Consider the following 767-nt stretch of genomic DNA (forward strand, 5'->3'; position numbering starts at 1 on the left):
TGGTCGAGTGGACCAAGGGAACTTCCCCCTCAGCCTCTCACAGAACCGTACGTGAACCTCTCGATTCATACGGCTCTTCACGTTCAAACCAACAATATTCATTAGCCTATTTGCCAATGCGGAAATCCCCACGGACTGTGTTGACGCACTGAATTTATACGTCTAGCCGCTTGCATGATAGTGGTGAGCTTTTTGTACTTTTTCTTCGCCCAGCGACTCAGTCGCTTGTCAAAATGAAACAGTACATTGCGTATTATGCTTTTGCCAAAGGCACCGTAATAGTTATACCAACCTCTCAGGCGACTCAGACTGTAAGCTCTAATAGCCTTTAGCTCTTTTCCACACCAACGCATCCACGGCCAACCGTTAATTTCCTCTCGTATCGCTTTGGCGGATTTCTGACTGATGGCAGCTAAAAAATAGAGCCCCATCTTACCGCTCCGGGTTTTAATGTAGCGCGGCCGGAACGTGTAGCCAAGAAAATCAAAAGCGACCGTATCAAAGTGCTTCCGATTGTACCCGCCCTTGCAGTACACCACTTTGGTCTTGTCTGGGTGGAGAGTTAAGCCACACGCGCTGAAACGCTCTTGTAAGCGCTTTAGTAGCTGTTCGGCCTCACGCTCACTGGCACAGTGGCAAACAATGTCGTCCGCATAGCGCTCGAATTGTATTCCGCCCCAGTGCCGCTCTACCCATACGTCGAATACGTAGTGTAAAAACAAATTGGCTAACAGCGGGCTGATTACTCCACCTTGCGGTGTGCCCCG

1 protein-coding gene is annotated in these 767 nt (G+C 49.7%); it reads right to left on the reverse strand.

Annotated elements, in window-relative coordinates:
• Window positions 1-101: 101 nt before the first annotated feature.
• A partial coding sequence (locus tag ACXAFR_RS27410; RefSeq protein ID WP_475183360.1) for a reverse transcriptase domain-containing protein occupies window positions 102-767 on the reverse strand: 666 nt, incomplete at its 5' end.

The sequence above is a fragment of the Pseudomaricurvus sp. ABR4_320 genome, assembly GCF_056159445.1.